Origin of the sequence: Aliidongia dinghuensis, from assembly GCF_014643535.1 — a bacterium.
GTDB classification, from domain to species: Bacteria; Pseudomonadota; Alphaproteobacteria; order ATCC43930; family CGMCC-115725; genus Aliidongia; species Aliidongia dinghuensis.
Window position 1 is genome coordinate 279,358 of the sequence record NZ_BMJQ01000005.1, and the last position, 15,301, is coordinate 294,658.

Below are 15,301 nucleotides of genomic sequence, written 5' to 3' on the forward strand. Positions count from 1 at the left end.
CCGATCATGCGCCCCACGTCGACCGCCGTGCCGGCGGGCTTCTTCGCGACACGCCGGCGCTGGCTCGAGCTGCGCTGGCGACTGCTGCAGCGCGCGCTCACGCACAGCGCGTTCCGCGACGACGAGCTCGCCTTCCTTGGCATCGCGGCCGTGGCGGGCGTGCTTGCGGCCCTCTGCGTCGTCGTGATGCGGATCATCGTGACGGCGATCCATGTCACCGCCTTCCAGATCCCGGCGGGCCAGCCGCTCAGCATGGGCGGTGTGCGGGAATGGCCGCTCGTGCTGATCGTGCCGGTCGCGGGCGGCCTCGCCGTCGGCGCCGTCACCTGGGCGATCCGCCGCAAGCGGCCGCACGAGATCGTCGACGCGATCGAGGCGAACGCGCTCTACGGCGGCCGCATGTCGGTGCGCGACAGCCTCAACCTGGCACTCCTAAGCATGCTGTCTTCCGGCGTCGGCGCCTCGGTCGGGCTCGAGGCTGCCTATACTCAGATCGGCTCCGGCCTCTCGTCGCAGCTGGCGGAATTCCTGAAGCTCCGGCGCGACGACCGGCGCACGCTCGTCGGCTGCGGTGCCGCCGCCGCCATCGCCGCCGCCTTCAATGCGCCCTTGGCCGGCGCGTTCTTCGCGTTCGAGCTGATCCTCGGCAGCTATACGCTTGCCCAGCTGGCACCGGTCACGATCGCCGCACTCGCCGGCACCTTCGTCACGCGCTGGGTGTTCGGCGACGACCCGGTCTTCACGGTCAGCCACGGGGTGCATATCCACGGCTGGGACTATGCCGTCTTCTTAGGCCTCGGGCTACTCTCGGCGCTGGTCGGCATCGTCGTCATGCGCGGCGCCACCGCGACCGAAGGCTGGCTCCGGCAGCATGTCCCGCCGGCCTGGCTCCGGCCCGGAATCGGTGCCATCCCGGTCGGCCTTTTGGCGCTGGTCTGGCCCCAGGTGTTGGGCAGCGGCCGTGGCGGCATCGAGCTCGATCTCCATACGGCACTGCCGCTGCCGTTCCTGATCGGGCTGGTGCTGGCCAAGATCGCCGCCTCGGCGATCTCGATCGGCGCCGGCTTCCGCGGCGGCCTGTTCAGCTCGGCCCTGTTCATCGGCAGCCTGATGGGCGGCGCCATCGCCATGCTGATCGACCGGCTGGTGCCGGCGGCGGTGCTGGACCCGCTCGCCTATTCGCTGGTCGGCATGGGCACGGTCGCGGCCGCGATCGTCGGCGCGCCGACCGCGATGATCCTGCTCGTGCTCGAGGCGACCGGCGATTTCGCCGCGACGGTCGGCGCCATGGTCGGCGTCGTCGCGGCTTCGATCGCGGTCCGCCACTGGTTCGGCTATTCGTTTGCGACCTGGCGCTTCCACACGCGCGGCCTCAAGATCCGCAGCCCCGAGGACGTGGCCTGGTTCGACGAGATCAAGGTCGGCCGCCTGATGCGCAGCGATCCGAAGACCGTGCCGGTCGACATCACCATCGCGGCGCTGCGCCGCGCCTACCCGCTCGGCAGCACCAAGCAGGTGTTCGCGATCGAGGACGGCAAGCTCGCCGGCATGATCGATCTGTCTGAAGCCTACGGGCCCGACCTCGAGGGCGATCCGGCCGTGCTGACCGCGCGCGGGCTCGTCCATGATGCGCCGTTCCTGCTGCCGACCGACGGCTTGCGCCAGGCGCTGGCCGCGTTCGGCGAGTCCCGGCTCGAAACCCTGCCGGTCGTGAACGATCGGAACGCCCGGCAGACCGTGGGCTACCTGACCGAAGCCTATGCGCTCAGGCGCTACGCCCAGGAACTGGAGCGCCGGCGCGGCGAATCGGACGGCGGCTCCAGCCTGTTCGGCGGTACCCCGTCCACCCCCTAGGCCCAGGGATCGTAGCTGCCGAAGCTCCAGACGTTGCCTTCGGGATCGCGTGCGGAATAGCCGCGGCCGCCGTAATCCTTGTCGTTCGGTCCCTCGAGGATCTCGGCGCCGGCGGCGCGTGCGCGCCCGGCGTGCGCATCGACGTCGTCGACGACCAGGTACAGCCCCATTGTCGCGCCGCCGGCCTCGGCGACCGTCTTCATCCTCGCCGCCCGGGCGTAGTCGGTATCGGCGACGCTGCTGATCATGACCATCCGGTCGCGCCAGGTCAGCTGCGCGTGCTGGACGATGCGCGGGTCGTGCTCGTCCAGATAGATCGCGTGGCGTTCGAACCCGAACGCGGCGCTGAGGAAGTCGATCGCGCGCGGGGCATCGACATAGCGAAGCGTGGGGATGATCTCGTGTCGCATAGGCCTGCCTCCTTGAAAACCTGTCGTCGGCTGCTGCCGTCGCGGTCCGGTCTAGCGCCGCCCTGCCTAAGACCTAAGCCTCGATCGGGAGGGCGAGCTCGGTCATGAGCCGGTCGGGCGCTGTCGTGGTGGGATCGCTGATGTAGATCTCGAGCGGCGGCGCCGCGCGCAGCGTGACGCCGCTCTGCGGCAGCCACAGGCCGAACAGCCGGTCGAACGCCTCGCCGATCTGCGTGTAGGGGCCGACCAGCCGGTAGACCGCGTAGGGGCCGCCGGCGATGTCAAGCCAGCGCACCTCGTCGTCCGACAATACCGGCTCCGGTCCTGGGCTGAGGCCAAAGCAGGCGTCGTAGCGGATCTGCTCGGCGGGCACCTGCGTCGGGTCGTCGTAGGACACGCCGATGCAGGCGTCGATGCGCTGCGTCAGCTCGCGCTGGCGCATCCACAGCCAGAGCGCGTCCCAGACGCGTGGCACTTCCGGATAGGGGCCGAGCTTGCGCATGGCGAGCACGCGACGGGCCGGCAGCTCTCTCAATTCCACGTCCATGGGCACACCTCGCTTGATGTCCTGGTCGATCTCGGCATGCCGACGCCGATAGTCGGTGGGCGGCATGCCGGTGAAGCTCGCGAAGGCGCGGGCGAAGCCGCGGCCGCTGTCGAAGCCGGCCTCGATGGCGATATCGATGACCGGTCGCTGACTGGTGCTGAGCGCTGCGGCGGCGCGCAGCAAGCGCAACCGGCGGACCGTGTCGGCCACCGTCTCGCCAGTCATGCCGCGGTAGATGCGATGGAAATGGAACGGCGAGAAGCAGGCGACCTCGGCCAGCCGCTCGTAGGACAGCGCCTCGTCGAGGTTGGACCGCAGGTGGTCCATCACCTTGAGGATGCGCCGCCGATAGTCCCGTTCCGTGGTCTGCCGCATCGTCCTTGACCGTCCGTGGCTTCGGTCGGGCACTCTAGCGGTGGGGTGCTCCGGTGGCGCGACCGGGTTTGCGCAATCAGTCCTCGCCTGGATGGGGCACGGGGACGGCGGTCGGCTGCGGCTGGACCGCTGGGCTGCGCGTCGTCACCCGCCGGGCGAGCCGGGCCAGTGCCAGATGGACGACGGGCGTCGTATAGAGCGTCAGCACCTGCGAGATCATCAGGCCGCCGACGATGGCGATGCCGAGCGGCCGCCGGAGCTCGAAGCCGGTGCCGGAGCCCAGTGCCAGTGGCAGCGCGCCGACAAGGGCTGCGAGCGTCGTCATCATGATCGGCCGGAAGCGCACGCGTGCCGCCTCGAAGATTGCGTCCTCGGGCCCCAGGCCCTGCTCGCGCTCCGCCTGCAGCGCGAAGTCGACCATCATGATGGCGTTCTTCTTGACGATGCCGATCAGCAAGATGATGCCGATGACCGCGATGACGCTCAAGTCGAAGCCCATCAGCATCAGCATGGCAAGCGCGCCCAGGCCGGCGGACGGCAGGGACGACAGGATCGTCAGCGGGTGCACCAGGCTCTGGTAGAGGATGCCCAGCACGATATAGACGACCAGGATCGCCGCCGCGATCAGCCCAGGCTGGGATGCCAGCGACCGCTCGAACTCGCCGGCATTGCCGTCGAACGAGGTCTGCAGGCCGGGCGGCTTGCCCACCTCGTTCTCCATGCGATGGATGGCGTCGACCGCCTGGCCGAGGGCGATGCCGGGGGCGGTCGAGAAATTGACGATGGCGGATGGCAATTGGCCGCGGTGGCGGACGACGAGCGGCGCGCTGCCGGTCTCGATATGGCTGACCGTACTCAGCGGCACCAGCGCGCCGCTGTCCGAGGCAACGTCCAGCGTCTCGAGCGCGCGCTCGTCCAGGCGGAAATCCCGGTCGGCCTGCAGGATGACGTAGCTCTGGTAGGAATCGCCGTAGACCTCGACCACCTTGCGCTGGCCGAACGCGTCATAGAGCGTGTTGTCGATCGCCTGGACATGCACGCCCAGGCGCGCCGCCGTCGCCCGGTCGATCACCACCTTCACCGTCGGCGTCCGTTTCTGGCTGTCGGACGTGACCTCGCGCAGCTCTGGCAGCTTCTTCAAGGCCTGGGTCAAGACCGGCGCCCAATGGTCGAGCTCGGCGGCCGACGGGTCGGTGATCTGATAGGCATAGTCGCCCGAGGTCGGCGTCGAGCCGATGATGATCTCGCTCTGGGCCCGGACGGAGGTCACGACGCCCGACACCGCCGCCGTCGCCCGGCGCAGGCGGGCCACCACGTCCTGGGTGCTCGGCCGCTGATCGGCCGGCTTCAGGATGACCCAGGACTGGGCGTTGTTGGCGGAGTTGAGGTAGGTCCAGGCCATTTCGACGGCCGGGTCGGCCCGGACGATCTCGTCGACCCTGAGCGCCAGCGCCGTCATGTTCGCGGGCGCCGTGTCGGGGGCCGCATCCATGATGACGTCTATCCGGCCGTTGTCCTGCTGCGGAAAGAAGCCCTTGGGAATGGTGTAGAACAACCAGCCCGTCATCAGCACGGTGCCGAAGAAGAGCGCGAGCATCACGCCGCTGTGGCGGAGTGCTGAGGCGAGGCTGCGCTCGTAGCCGCGCGTCAGGCCGGTGACCGCCCGCTCGCAGGCGCGGACGAAGGCGTTCTGCCGGCCGGGCCGGTGCGGGCGCACGAAGCGCGCGCACATGGCGGGGGTAAGCGTCACGGAGACGAAGGCCGAGATCAGGATCGCGGCGCTCACCGCGACGCCGAACTCGCGGAACAGGCGCCCGACGAAGCCGCCCATGAACAGGATCGGGATGAAGACCGCGACCAGCGACAGCGTCATGGACGCGATCGTGAAGGCGACTTGTTTGGTGCCGCGGATCGTGGCGGTGATCGGCGGCTCGCCGGCCTCGACATGGCGCGACACGTTCTCGATCACGACGATCGCATCGTCGACGACGAAGCCCACCGCGACGATGAGCGCCATCAGCGACAGGTTGTCGAGCGAGTAGCGGCAGGCGAACAGCACCATGAAGGTGCCGAGGATCGACAGCGGGATCGTGATGCCCGGGATGACCGTCGCCGCCAGATTGCGCAGGAAGATGAAGATGACCAGCACGACGAGGCCGGTCGTGAGCAAGAGGGTGAGCTGCACCTCGGCCACGGCGGCACGGATGAGGCCGGCGCGGTCGCCCAGCACGTCGAGCTTGATGCCGGGCGGGAGGGCGGCCGCGATCTTGGGCAGGGCCGCGCGGATCGCGTCGACCGTCCGCACGATATTGGCGCCGGCGGTCTTCTTGAAGCCCAGCGCGTGGCCGGGCTTGCCGTTGAGCACCGAGAGCGCCAGCTCGTCCTCGGGCCCGTCCTCGACCGTCGCGACATCGCGCACGTGGACCGCGGCATTGTTGCGATAGGCCACGACCAGGTCGCGGAACTCGTCCAACTCCTTCAGCTGGTCGTTGGTGTCGATCTGGGCGGTCGCGAGGCCGTTGTCGAACGTGCCCTTGGGCCGGTTCAGGCTCGCCTGCAGCAGGGCCTGGCGCACGTCCTCGAGCGTCAGCTGCCGGCCGGCGAGCGCCGTCGGATTGACCCGGATGCGGATCGCCGTATTCAGGTCCTCCTGGTTCTGCCCGCGCCGCACGCCGGGGATGAGCGAGGCCCGGCGCGACACGATCACATCGGTGTAGCGGCCGACTTCGGTCAAGGGCAGCGTGTCGGAGGTCAGGCCGACATAGAGCACCGAATAGTCGCTGGGGTTGCCCTTGTAGGTCACCGGCGGGTTCGGCAGGTCGTTCGGCAGGTCGCCCGCCGCCTGCTCGATATTGTGCTGCACGTCGGCGAAGGCGGCATTGATGTCCGTCTCGAGCGACATCTCGATCCGGATCTCCGTGTGGCCTTGTATGTTGGTCGAGGTCAGCTGGCGGATGCCCTCGGTATAGATCAGCTGCTGCTCGAGCGGGGTCGCGACGTTCGACGCCATCACCTCGGGACTGGCGCCGGGCCAGCTGACCTCGACCTGGATGGTCGGATAATCGACGTCGGGGAGGGCCGCGATCGGCAGCATCGCCCAGGCCGCGGCGCCGAACACGAACAGGCCCAGGATGGCGAGGAGGGCCGCGATCGGCCGGGTGACGAAATACTCGATCATGAGCCGCTCGCCGCCGGGTGCGGCTCGACCAGGCTGCCTTCGGCCAACCCCTCCTGCCGCTCGACCACGACGCGGTCGCCGGCGCGGACGCCGTCCAGGATCGCGATCAGGTCATGGGCCTTCTCGGCCGGCTTGACCGGGCGGACATGGATGCGGTTCTGGGCGTCGACGACATAGACGACCGGCCCCTCGGCGCCCGGCCGGACGCAGCTGATCGGCAGCACGATGGCGCCGTGATGGACGCGCAGCACCAGGCGGGCATTGACGAACTGGCCGGGCCAGAGCTGCCGGTCGATGTTGGCGAAGACGGCCTTGAGCGCGATCGTGCCGGTCGTCCGGTCGATCGTGTTGCCGATGAGCTTGAGTTCGCCCTCAGCCAGCACATGCTGATCGTCCGCCGCGCGGGCCTCGACCGCGAGCGTCAACGCTGCCGCCTCGTGCTGGATGTCGGGCAGCTGCTCCTGCGGCACGGTGAAGCTGACGGCGATCGGCTGGATCTGGCTCAAGTCGACCAGCGCCGTGCCGTCGGCGGTGTGGATGACGTTGCCGGTGTCGACCAGGCGCTTGCCGACGCGGCCCGCGATGGGCGCGCGGATCGTCGCGTAGTCCAGCTGCAGCTTGGCGCTCGCGATCGCCGCCTCGTCGGCCTTGACCGAGGCCGCGAGCTGGTCGGTCGTGGCCTTCTGCGTGTCATAGGACTGCTGCGAGGCATAGCTGTGCTGCAGCAGGCTCGCCTGGCGCGTCAGCTGCGCTTGGGCAGCGATCAGCTGCGCCTGGTCCTTCGCCCGATTCGCCTCGGCCAGCTCGACCTGGTGCGCGAACGGACGCGGGTCGATGGTGTAGAGCGGGTCGCCCGCCTTCACCATCTGGCCTTCCTCGAAATGCACGGCCACGATCTGGCCGTCGACCAGGCTCTTGACCGTGACCTCCTGGAATGGCTCGACCGTGCCGGTGCCGCGGATATAGACCGGCAGGTCACGGACTTGGGCGGTTGCGACTTCGACCTTGGGCGCCACCGTATCCGCAGCGATGGCGGACGCCACGCTCACCGCTAGCCAAATACTGCTGGCGACGCCGGAGAGAAGGACGCGCGTTGCTCTCCTGGCCATAACCCTCGAACCCCATGATCGGCTGCCTGCCTCGTCCGGCCGATGGCCGGCGCGAGGCGGACGCTACCATAGGGTTGCACCGCGCCCGGCACAATCCGATGCTGGTGCAGCTGCGAAGAGCAGGCTTCTCCCATCTTGGCTTCATCGGCCTCGCCTCAATCGCGGGGCCGGTCGTGAACGGGCGCTATCGGCCCTGCTCTTCGGCGACAACCAGCGCCGGCGCTTGAGGGCGCCGGCCGCGTGCCGCGAGCCACCGACGGATCGGAATGTCGTAGATGCCGTCCAGCAGCCAGGCGACGGCGACTGCGCCCAGCACGGCCGCCACGAGACTGGGCAGGAAGGCGGCTTCCGGTGCCACGCCGAATTCCCGGCAGGCCAGGAGCACGAGACCGAGGACCGGCAGATGGGTGATGTAGAGCGCGTAGGAGGTGGTGCCGAGCCAGTGGGCGAGCCCGGCGGCGCGGCCGGTCAGCTTTACCGTGGCGCCGATCCAGATGATCGCGGGAAAGACCGCGAGCGCGCTCAAGAGACCGAACCACGGGCCGGTGCCCGGCATCGCGAAGAGGACGAGGACCACCAGGGCGAGCAACGCACCGGTCCGCACGCCGAGCGTGCCGTGAGGCCGCCGGCGGTACAGACGATAGAGCAGGATGCCGGCGAAGAACGACCACAGCACGCGGCTCCAGCCACCAAGATAGGTCGACCAGCTGTTGCCGATTTCAAGGCCACCCCAGAAGAGGGCGGCGGCGACAAGGGCAACGGCGGCAGCGGCGAGCAGCGCGACGAGGCGCCCATCCGTCAGCCGGGTCGCCCAGAGCGCGTAGAGCGCGTTCACTGCGACTTCCAGCGACAGTGACCAGGCTGGGTCGTTCAGCGGATAGATGAACCCCGGGAACGGCGACACCACGCTCGGCACCGGCAGGAACAGCAGGCCGCAGAGATAGGCGGCGAGGGCCCCGGCGCTGTTCAGGTGCGGCAGCCGGAGAACGGCTGCCAAGCCGAGCTCGACGAGCGGCAGCGTCATGCCGATCCAGAATAGGGGATAGAGCCGGACAAGACGCCGCCGCATGAAGTCGCCGAAGCGCTGGCCCTCGCGCAACCGTCGCTCGTAGGCGTGCGCGATGACGAAGCCGCTCAGCGCGAAGAAGAAGTCGACGGCGAGCGAGGCGTGCGGCAGCAGCCGGTAGCCGAGATGGCCGCTATAGTGGAAGATGACGACGCTGATCGCCGCGACACCGCGCAGCCCGTCCAGGGCCATGAAGACGTGCCCCTCGGAGGCATGTCTTTCATCGACACGAACCTTCGGTTGCCGGCTTTCGATATCGCCAGGTCGTTCCATCGCTGCCGGTGCCATGCTTCTCCCCGCAAACGAGGGGACGAACGGATGGCAGCGCAAAAAGTTCGAAATGGCGGCACTTTTAGATAGAAGTGGCTAATCCGCCTCCGCGGCAACCCGCTCCAGCGCCTCGCCGTCGATCCGATAGGGCAGCCAGTCCGAGCGATGCTTGATGCCGAGCCGTTCGTAGAAGCCGCGCGCCGGGTTCCAGTCCAAAACGGCAAGATCGAGCCGCTGGGCGCCGTGGCGGACGGCGAGCTGGGCCATGTCGATGATCAGCCGGCGGCCGATACCGTGGCCGCGGGCCGATTCGGCGACATAGAGGTCTTCGAGATAGATCCCCGCGCGGCCGAGCCAGGTCGAATAGCTGAAGAACCAGAGCGCGAAGCCCACGACTCGGTCGTCGAGCTCGGCCACTCGGCAGCCGAAGCGCTTCTCCGGACCGAAGCCGTCGCGCAGCAGGTCGGCCTCGGTCGCGACGACGGCGTCCGGCTCACGCTCGAAGGCGGCAAGCTCGCGGATCAGCGCCAGAATGACGGGCACGTCATCCGGTGTCGCGTCGCGCAGGTGGATTCTGGGCATGGGGTCCGAAACTCCGGGTCTCAAGGATCGAGCAGGGCGCCGGTGCGAGTCGGCAGCGCCACGGCACCGGCGACCTTGCCGATGGCCTGGCCGGGCCGGGCCAGGCGCTTGACCTTGCGGGCGAAGAACAAGCCATCGGCGATGGTCTCGACCGGCGTGCGCTGGGCGGCGGGATCCTCCGCCAGCGGATCGACGATCTCGGCCACGACCTGGCCGGCGCGGACGTGCTCGCCCAATTCGGCGTGATAGACCACCATGCCGCCGACGGGCGCGCGCAGCACGTCGACGGCGGCGAGCGGCGTGCCGTCGCAGAGCGGTTCCGGCAGCGGGCCGGGATCGCCCGCGACGAGGCCACGGCGCATGAGGAAGCGGAAGAGGGCGGCTGCGTCCTTGGCGCCGAGCGCGTCCGAGACGTCGCCCTGGCCGCGGAACTCGACCGTGCCGGCGAGACAGGCGTCGGGAATCGGCGTCTCGCCGCCCAGGCGCCGGCGCAGCTCGGCCCACAGGTTGCTGAAGGTCTCGTCGAACGGCGTGCCGCCCGAATCGGCCGCGAGCAGGGTTGCGACGCTGCCGAGCTCGGCCGACAGGTCGGCGCCGTCCGGCCAGCGCGCCTCGCCCAGATAGAGATGCATGAGCGCGTCGTTGTCGCAATGCAGGTCGAGCACGTAGTCGGCGTCGATCGCCTCGCGCATCAGGATCTGGCGCAGGCTCGCAAGCTCGCCCTGCGGCTGGTACTCATCGAGCAGCGCCACCAGCGCTGCGCGGATGGTCCGGACGTTCTCGGCCGCGTCGCGCCCGAGCCGGCCCGCGACCCGGTCGGCCGCAAGCGCCGCGAGGTCGGGGAAGGAGCGGTTGAAATTCTCACCCGACGCCAAGTCGTAGCGGCCCAAGTGGCTGCCGTCGATGATCTGGGCGAGGCCGATCGGGTTTGCGACCGGCACCAGCACAACCTCGCCCAGGATCTCGCCCCGGGCCTCGGCGGCGTCGAGCAGCTTTTCCAGGTGATGGGCCGCCATCATCGCCGGCAGCTCGTCGGCATGGAGCGACGCCTGCAGATAGGCCTTGGGTGCCGCGCCGGGTGTGCCATAGCGCAGGATCTTCACATGGCGGCTCGTGCCGGGGCTGGACGGTTTGAGGCGTTTCAGTTCGACCGATTTCATGGGAAGCGCTTTCAGTTCGCCGCGGCGTCGACGACCGGCAGCCAGGGCATGATGCCGGTGATGTAGAGCCAAATGACGGCGATCGCCATCGAGGCCAGCGTGATCGGGATGCCGGCACGGGCGAATTCGTTGGCGCGCAGCCTGACGCCGCGCTCGGCCGCGCGCTCGACGATGATCAGGTTCGACAGGCTGCCGACCAGCAGCAGGTTGCCGGCAAGTGACGAGAGCAGCGCCAGGCCATAGAGCGCGCCCGGCGGCGGGTCGAGCCAGATCTGCAAGAGGAGGATCGCCGAGGGCACGTTGCCGATCGTGTTTGACAGGAACAGCATCAGCGGCGCCAGCACGATCAGGCTGTCGGGCAGCATGTGGATCGACTGCAGCCCGTCAACCAGCAGGCCGGGCAGCGCCGTGCTGCCGAGCGCGCCGGTCACGCCGAACAGGCAGGTGAACAGCAGGAGCAGCGGCCAATCGATCGCCGCGATCATCGCGGTCGAGGTGAATTTGCGATTGAGCAGCAGCAGGGCCGCGATCGAGAGGGCGAACACGTCGCGCGGCAGGTCGGTCAGGAACAGGGCGAGCAAGCCGATGACGGCGGCGATGCCCTTGTTGGTCTGGGTCCGGTCGTGCGTGCGGAACGCGACCGGCGGCAGGGTCTCCTCGGCGAAGCCGTCGCTCGGCAGTTCGAGGCGCCCGCGCCACAGGAAGGCCACGACCGCGAACACGATGCCGAGGCTGACGATCGCCGGTACGCCGCACGCCCAAAGATATGTCGGCAGATGCAGGTTGCCGAGCTGGCCGACCAGGATGGTCTGCGGCGCGCCGATGATGGTCGCGGCCGAGCCGGCATTGTCCGCGGCGATCATGGCGATGAGATAGGGCCTGGGATCGAGCCCGCGCGCGCGCACCACGTCGACGAGCAGCGGCGTCATGCAATAGACCAGCATGTCGTTGGCGAGGAACGCCGAGAGCCCGCCGCAGGCTGCGACCGTCAGGCCCAGGATCCGGAGCGGGCTGCCCGGCGCCCGGCCGATGCGCTGGATCACCGAGTCGCAGAAGCCCGACGCGATGAACTGGGCCGAGATGATCATGATCGCGAACAGCAGGACCAGCGTCGGCATGTCGATGCGCGCGCCGACCTCATCGAGCGTCAGTGCCTCGGTGCCCAAGAGCGCGATCAGGCCCAGGAGCGCGATACCGGTCCGGTCGACCCGGAGCCACGGCAGCCGTCCGGCCGCCATGCCGCCGTAGGTCAGCAGAAAGATGAGGTAGATCTTGACGGCGGTCATCGTGGGTCCCGGCCCGGAACTCTCGGCTACAGGTGATCGATCGCGGCCACGCGAGGCGGCCCGACGAGGAAAGGCAATCGGGCAAGAGCGTGGCTGAACTCTCGGCCGAGCGGAAGGCGCTAAACGGTCTCAATCGCCTTGCATAGGCGAGCGCCGTCCCGATCGTGGCACTTTGATCACGGGTGACGTGTCGGTAAGGTGCGTCCCATGTCGCTGATTTCCGATCGGCCGGGCGAACCGGCCTATTTCGCCAACCTCAATCCGCCGCAGCGCCAGGCCGTCGAGACGCTGGAGGGGCCCGTGCTGGTGCTGGCCGGCGCCGGCACCGGCAAGACGCGCGTGCTGACGACCCGGCTCGGCCATATCCTGATGACCGGCCGAGCCTATCCGAGCCAGGTGCTCGCCGTCACCTTCACGAACAAGGCGGCGCGCGAGATGCGCGAGCGGCTGGAGCGGCTCATCGGCGCCGATGCCGAGGGCATGTGGCTCGGCACGTTCCATGCGCTCGCCGCCCGGATCCTCAGGCGCCATGCCGAAGCGGTCGGCCTCAAGTCGAACTTCACCATCCTCGACACCGACGACCAGCTTCGCCTGGTGAAGCAGCAGCTCGCGGCGGAGGGTATCGACGACAAGCGCTCGCCGGCGCGCGCCGTGCTCGCCGTGATCGAGCGCTGGAAGGATCGCGGCCTGACGCCCGACAAGGTCGACGGCGAGGACGCGGGCGATCTCGCCGACGGCCGCCTCGTCAAGCTCTACGGCCAGTACCAGGAGCGGCTGCGCGCCTTGAACGCGACCGACTTCGGCGACCTCTTGCTGCACAACCTCACGATCTTCCTCGGCCAGCCGGCGATCCTCGCCGACTATCAGCGCAAGTTCCGCTACATCCTGGTCGACGAGTACCAGGACACGAACATCTCGCAGTATTTGTGGCTGCGGCTGCTGGCGCAGTCGCATAAAAACATCTGCTGCGTCGGCGACGACGATCAGTCGATCTACGGCTGGCGTGGCGCCGAGGTCGGCAACATCCTACGCTTCGAGCAGGATTTTCCGGGCGCCACCGTCATCCGGCTGGAGCAGAACTACCGCTCGACGCCGGAGATCCTGAATGCCGCCGGCCATCTGATCGCGCATAACGCCGGCCGGCTCGGCAAAACGCTGTGGACCGCGGGGACCGCCGGCGACAAGGTGCGCGTGCGCGGCATGTGGGATGGCGAGGAGGAAGCCCGCTGGGTCGCGGACGAGATCGAGGCCGACCAGCGCCGCGGTACGCCCTTGTCCGAGGTCGCCGTGCTGGTGCGTGCCAGCTTCCAGATGCGCGAGTTCGAAGAGCGTTTCATCACGACCGGCATTCCCTATCGCGTCGTCGGCGGCCCGCGCTTCTACGAGCGCCAGGAAATCCGCGACGCGTTGGCCTATCTGCGCCTCATCCACCAGTCGGACGACGATCTCGCGTTCGAGCGCATCGTCAACACGCCGCGCCGCGGCATCGGCACGGCCACCATCCAGACGCTGCACATGGTGGGCCGCGGCCAGGGCGTGTCGCTGATGGAGGCGGCACGGCGCGTCGTCGAGACCGACGAGCTGAAGCCGGCCGCGCGCAAGGCGGTGGCGCTGCTCGTGCGCGATTTCGACCGCTGGCGGCGCGAGGCGGAGCGGCTGCCGCATACGGAGCTGGCCCAGGTCGTGCTCGACGAATCCGGCTATACCGCCATGTGGCAGGCCGACAAGACGCCCGAGGCGCCGGGCCGGCTCGAGAACCTGAAGGAGCTCATCGTCGGCATGGCCGAGTTCGAGACGCTCGCAGGCTTCCTCGAGCATGTCAGCCTGGTCATGGACAATGCGATCGAATCGGGCGGCGACCTTGTCACTCTGATGACGCTCCATGCCGCCAAGGGGCTGGAGTTCGCCCATGTCTTCCTGCCGGGCTGGGAGGAAGGACTGTTCCCGCACCAGCGGGCACTCGACGACAACGGCCAGGCGGGGCTCGAGGAGGAGCGGCGGCTCGCCTATGTCGGCTTGACGCGCGCCAAGCGCAAGGCCGACGTCTCCTATGCCGCGAACCGGCGCATGCACGGCCAGTGGCAGAGTGCCTTGCCGTCCCGCTTCGTCGACGAGCTGCCGCACGACCAGATCGAGGCCGAGACGGCGCAAGGGATGTATGGGATGCGGGCGCCTGTGGGCCGCGGTGCGTTCGACGATATTGAGACTTCGAGCTTCGGTGGCTATCGCCGGATCGTCCGGCCGCTGCCGGGGGGCGGCCCGCGCGAGGGGCTGCAGATCCGCGCCGTTGGCGGCTTCGCCGTCGGCGACCGGGTGTTTCACCAGAAATTCGGCACCGGCACGGTGCGCGAGATCGAGGACGCCAAGCTGACGATCAATTTCGACCATGCCGGCGAGAAGCGCGTCATGGACAGTTTCGTTCAGAAAGCCTGATTCGGGCAAAAAGCCTGAGAGCACAGAAAGCCTGAGAGCAGAGGATATCCGGAGAGTCATGATCCCGACATCGACCTGGCCCAAGGGCGGTGCGCCGCTGTGGCGTGTGGCGCTCGAAGCGCCGGACGAATTCTCGGCCGAAGGCTTCGCCCAGGTGCTGGAGGCCTTGGGCGGCGCCATCAGTGCGTTCGAGACCGAGCCCCAGGGCCCGTGGAAGGTCGAGACCTTCGTCCAGGGCAAGCCGGATCTGGCCGTGGTCGAGGGCGGCCTGGCGCTGGTCGCCCTGCAATTTGGAGTCGTCCAGCCGGCCGTCACGCTCGAGCAGCTGCCGGACGTCGACTGGGTGCGGCAGAACCAGGAGAGCTTCCCGCCCCTCCATATCGGCCGCTATTTCGTCTATGGCTCGCACATTGTCGAGCCGCCACCCGCGGGCACCATCGGGCTCGAGATCGACGCGGCGAGTGCGTTCGGCACCGGTGAGCACGCGACCACGGCCGGCTGCCTTCTGGCGCTCGACCGGCTCGCCAAGCGTGGGCCACGCCGGCGCGTGCTCGACATGGGCTCGGGCACGGGCATCCTGGCGATCGCCGCGGCCAAGACCTGGCACGTGTCGGTGCTCGCCTGCGACATCGACCGCAACTCGGTCCGGGTCGCGGCCGAGAATGTGGTGACGAACGGCGTGCAGCATCTGGTCGTGAGCCGTGAGAGCGACGGCTATCGGGCGGCCGCGGTCAGTGCCGCCGGCCCCTACGACCTGATCTTCGCCAATATCCTGGCGCGCCCCTTGGCCAAGATGGCGCCGGACCTGGCGCATCACCTGGCACCGGGCGGCATCGCCATCCTGTCGGGGCTGCTGGCGAGGCAGGAGACCTACGTGGCGGCGGCCCATCGCAATGCGGGGCTGACCTTCAAAGGCCGCATCCCGCGGGCCGGCTGGCACACGCTGGTGTTCGAGAAGGCATGGCCGTGAGGAACGGTTGATGACTCGCTACCAGAGGTGGAACCAACTCGCCGCAAGATCGTTCGATCGG

General features: G+C 68.7%; 11 protein-coding genes. 3 read left to right on the top strand and 8 right to left on the bottom strand.

From position 1 onward, the window contains the following. Nucleotides 1-6: 6 nt before the first annotated feature. Entirely contained in the window at nt 7-1,854 is a 1,848-nt protein-coding gene (locus IEY58_RS11805) for a chloride channel protein (RefSeq protein ID WP_189045864.1), read from the top strand. Here IEY58_RS11805 and IEY58_RS11810 read toward each other — a convergent pair. The 8 genes from IEY58_RS11810 to IEY58_RS11845 form a co-directional block, all read right to left on the bottom strand. Next, on the bottom strand, nt 1,851-2,264 hold the full coding sequence (locus IEY58_RS11810; protein WP_189045866.1) for a VOC family protein: 414 nt from the start codon (nt 2,262-2,264) through the stop codon (nt 1,851-1,853). The genes IEY58_RS11805 and IEY58_RS11810 overlap by 4 nt on opposite strands. 73 nt (nt 2,265-2,337) lie before the next feature. Next, nucleotides 2,338-3,186, bottom strand: a complete 849-nt coding sequence (locus tag IEY58_RS11815) for an AraC family transcriptional regulator (RefSeq protein ID WP_189045868.1) — start codon at nt 3,184-3,186, stop codon at nt 2,338-2,340. Between the two features lie 76 nt (nt 3,187-3,262). Continuing rightward, nucleotides 3,263-6,364, bottom strand: a complete 3,102-nt coding sequence (locus IEY58_RS11820; protein WP_189045870.1) for an efflux RND transporter permease subunit — start codon at nt 6,362-6,364, stop codon at nt 3,263-3,265. Beyond that, complete coding sequence (locus IEY58_RS11825; protein ID WP_189045872.1) at nt 6,361-7,407, bottom strand: efflux RND transporter periplasmic adaptor subunit; 1,047 nt, start codon at nt 7,405-7,407, stop codon at nt 6,361-6,363. Before IEY58_RS11825 ends, IEY58_RS11820 begins: the two co-directional genes overlap by 4 nt. A gap of 250 nt (nt 7,408-7,657) precedes the next feature. Beyond that, complete coding sequence (locus IEY58_RS11830; protein WP_189045874.1) at nt 7,658-8,731, bottom strand: acyltransferase family protein; 1,074 nt, start codon at nt 8,729-8,731, stop codon at nt 7,658-7,660. Nucleotides 8,732-8,905: 174 nt separating this feature from the next. After that, nucleotides 8,906-9,391, bottom strand: a complete 486-nt coding sequence (locus IEY58_RS11835) for a GNAT family N-acetyltransferase (protein ID WP_189045876.1) — start codon at nt 9,389-9,391, stop codon at nt 8,906-8,908. A gap of 20 nt (nt 9,392-9,411) precedes the next feature. Then, a complete protein-coding gene (locus tag IEY58_RS11840) occupies nt 9,412-10,551 on the bottom strand; it encodes a M14 family metallopeptidase (protein ID WP_189045878.1) in 1,140 nt (379 codons plus the stop codon). A gap of 11 nt (nt 10,552-10,562) precedes the next feature. Then, on the bottom strand, nt 10,563-11,837 hold the full coding sequence (locus tag IEY58_RS11845) for an SLC13 family permease (RefSeq protein WP_189045880.1): 1,275 nt from the start codon (nt 11,835-11,837) through the stop codon (nt 10,563-10,565). Between the two features lie 207 nt (nt 11,838-12,044). Between IEY58_RS11845 and IEY58_RS11850 the strand changes: the two genes are divergently transcribed. Then, on the top strand, nt 12,045-14,270 hold the full coding sequence (locus IEY58_RS11850; protein WP_189045882.1) for an ATP-dependent helicase: 2,226 nt from the start codon (nt 12,045-12,047) through the stop codon (nt 14,268-14,270). 58 nt (nt 14,271-14,328) lie between these two features. Then, nucleotides 14,329-15,240 carry a 50S ribosomal protein L11 methyltransferase gene (locus IEY58_RS11855; RefSeq protein WP_189045884.1) on the top strand — a complete coding sequence of 304 codons (912 nt, stop codon included), beginning with the start codon at nt 14,329-14,331 and terminating at the stop codon, nt 15,238-15,240. The last annotated feature ends 61 nt before the right edge of the window (nt 15,241-15,301 follow it).

Coding starts and splice junctions, on each gene's coding strand:
- IEY58_RS11855 (WP_189045884.1), top strand. CDS start 14,329: ATGATCCCGACATCGACCTGGCCCAAGGGCGGTGCGCCGCTGTGGCGT.
- IEY58_RS11810 (WP_189045866.1), bottom strand. CDS start 2,264: ATGCGACACGAGATCATCCCCACGCTTCGCTATGTCGATGCCCCGCGC.
- IEY58_RS11820 (WP_189045870.1), bottom strand. CDS start 6,364: ATGATCGAGTATTTCGTCACCCGGCCGATCGCGGCCCTCCTCGCCATC.
- IEY58_RS11830 (WP_189045874.1), bottom strand. CDS start 8,731: ATGGCCCTGGACGGGCTGCGCGGTGTCGCGGCGATCAGCGTCGTCATC.
- IEY58_RS11845 (WP_189045880.1), bottom strand. CDS start 11,837: ATGACCGCCGTCAAGATCTACCTCATCTTTCTGCTGACCTACGGCGGC.
- IEY58_RS11850 (WP_189045882.1), top strand. CDS start 12,045: ATGTCGCTGATTTCCGATCGGCCGGGCGAACCGGCCTATTTCGCCAAC.
- IEY58_RS11835 (WP_189045876.1), bottom strand. CDS start 9,391: ATGCCCAGAATCCACCTGCGCGACGCGACACCGGATGACGTGCCCGTC.
- IEY58_RS11815 (WP_189045868.1), bottom strand. CDS start 3,186: ATGCGGCAGACCACGGAACGGGACTATCGGCGGCGCATCCTCAAGGTG.
- IEY58_RS11840 (WP_189045878.1), bottom strand. CDS start 10,551: ATGAAATCGGTCGAACTGAAACGCCTCAAACCGTCCAGCCCCGGCACG.
- IEY58_RS11805 (WP_189045864.1), top strand. CDS start 7: ATGCGCCCCACGTCGACCGCCGTGCCGGCGGGCTTCTTCGCGACACGC.